This window comes from Bacillus sp. P4_D3 (assembly GCF_056401855.1).
This window is the reverse complement of record NZ_JBFUIN010000481.1, coordinates 1-2424: the sequence shown is the minus strand read 5'-3', so window position 1 is coordinate 2424 and position 2424 is coordinate 1. Positions and strand designations below refer to the sequence as shown.

Sequence of the window (2424 nt, the reverse complement as noted above, 5' to 3'; positions counted from 1 at the left end):
GAATAAAGGAGAGAAACGGAGTAAAAACTAAAAAAATTAGATAAGGAAAATGGAGAGATGAATTAAATGTTAAAGATCATTAAACATTTAAAACCATTTGTTACTTCCATCATTGCAGTTGTATGTCTTTTAACTGTGCAGGCAGTATGCGATCTATCACTGCCAGACTATATGTCTAACATTGTCAATGTAGGGATTCAACAAAAAGGTGTAGAAAATGCAGTACCTGAGGTTATTCGTAAAAGTGAAATGGATAAACTTACGCTCTTTATGAATGAAAATGAGAAGAAAAAAGTAGCTGACAACTATGTGCTTTTAGATAAGAACAACCTCTCTCAAAGTGAACTAAAAAATGACTTAAAAGATTATCCACAGCTTGATAAAGAGCCGCTTTATAAGCTACATACAGAAGATAAAAATATAATTAACGAACTTAACAATATCTTTGGGAAACCAATGTTAATTACACAAGGAATTGAAAAAGGAGGCGCATCTGCTTTCCCTCCTGCTGCGACGGGTGACAACAAAACACCAGCGAAGCTTCCGCCAAATACAGATCCTTTTGCAATCATTGCGAAACTTCCTCAAGATCAAATCAATGCAATGAAAGAAAAGGCAGATGAAAAGTTTAAGAATATGCCAGGCAGCATGGTAACACAATCAGCCGTTTCATTCATTGAGAATGAGTATAAAAAGATCGGTATCAATATAGATAAGCTTCAATCTAATTTCATTCTTACTTCCGGCGGGAAAATGCTGCTTTTATCCTTAGTAAGTATGGCAGCTACCGTTATCGTGAGTTTACTTGCTGCAAAAGTAGCTGCTGGGCTCGGCAGAGACCTTAGAAAGAAAGTATTCCGGAAAGTTACAAACTTCTCGAATGCGGAGTTTGATAAGTTTTCCACTGCATCTCTAATTACAAGAAGTACAAATGATATCCAGCAAGTTCAAACACTTATGGTTATGATGCTTCGCATTGTATTCTATGCACCAATTTTAGGTATCGGCGGCATTATTAAAGTACTTACTACAGATCTTTCAATGGGATGGATTATCGCAGTTGCGGTAATCGCGATTTTAAGCTTAGTCATTGGTTTATTTAGCATCGCGATTCCTAGGTTTAAGCGTATCCAAAAGTTAGTAGATAAAATTAACTTAATCACTCGTGAATCTTTAACAGGTATGCTCGTTATTCGTGCTTTTAATAATCAAAAACATGAAGAAAAGAAATTTGAAAAAGGAAATCAAGATTTAACAAACACAAATTTATTTGTAAGCCGTTTAATGTCATTTATGATGCCAATGATGATGTTTATCATGAATGCCGTTACTGTACTTATTATTTGGGTTGGATCACACCAAGTGGATATGGGACATATGCAAGTTGGTGATTTAATGGCATTTATGCAATATACAATGCAAATCATCATGGCCTTCTTAATGATTTCAATGGTATCTATTATGGTTCCGCGTGCTTCAGTTTCCGCACAACGTATCGCAGAAGTTTTAGATACTGACATTACCATTAGTGATGTAAAAGAGCCGAAAACATTTGCTTCAGACAAGAAAGGTTACGTTGAATTTAAAAATGTTGGCTTTAGATACCCAGGTGCAGAAGAAGATGTGCTTTCCAATATCACCTTTACTGCAAAACCTGGTGAAACGACAGCTTTCATCGGAAGTACAGGTAGTGGTAAATCAACATTAATCAACTTAATTCCACGATTTTACGATGTCACAAGCGGCCAAATATTAATAGATGGCACGGATATTAGAGAAGTATCTCAGAAGGAATTAAGAGAGAAAATTGGTTATGTACCGCAAAAAGGAGTTCTATTCTCAGGTACAATCGAGAGTAATTTGAAATACGGTAAGAAAGAAGCAACTGAAGAAGAACTCGCAAAAGCGGCAGAAATCGCGCAAGCTATGGAGTTTATTAACGAAAAACCTGAAAGCTTCCGTACAGAAATATCACAAGGTGGTACGAATGTTTCCGGTGGTCAAAAACAAAGACTTTCTATTGCACGTGCTCTTACGAAAAAATCGGAAATCTTCATATTCGATGATAGTTTCTCAGCTCTTGACTTTAAGACAGACGCAGCATTGCGCAGAGCTTTAAACAATGAGATTACAGGAAGTACTGTTTTACTTATTGCCCAAAGAATCAGCACAATCATGAATGCCGATAAGATCATTGTACTTGACGAAGGAAAAATAGTTGGAACTGGTRCTCATGAAGAGCTTATGGAAAACTGTGAAGTTTATAAGCAAATTGCTTTATCACAACTTTCAAGAGAGGAGTTGTCATCATGAGTGATAAAAAAATAGAAAATAGAAAACAAGGCGGTCCTGGTCCTGGCGGTGGCGGTCCTATGGGCGGCGGCATTAGAAAGATTGCTATGGGCGGCGGCATTAGAAAGATTG

At 36.8% G+C, this 2424-nt stretch carries 1 protein-coding gene; it reads left to right on the top strand.

Going from position 1 to position 2424, the window contains the following annotated elements; all coding sequences use genetic code 11:
- The first annotated feature begins 66 nt into the window (after nucleotides 1-66).
- Nucleotides 67-2313 (top strand): ABC transporter ATP-binding protein, encoded by a 2247-nt coding sequence (locus tag AC1DTM_RS23020; RefSeq protein ID WP_477000973.1) that lies wholly within the window; start codon nucleotides 67-69, stop codon nucleotides 2311-2313.
- The last annotated feature ends 111 nt before the right edge of the window (nucleotides 2314-2424 follow it).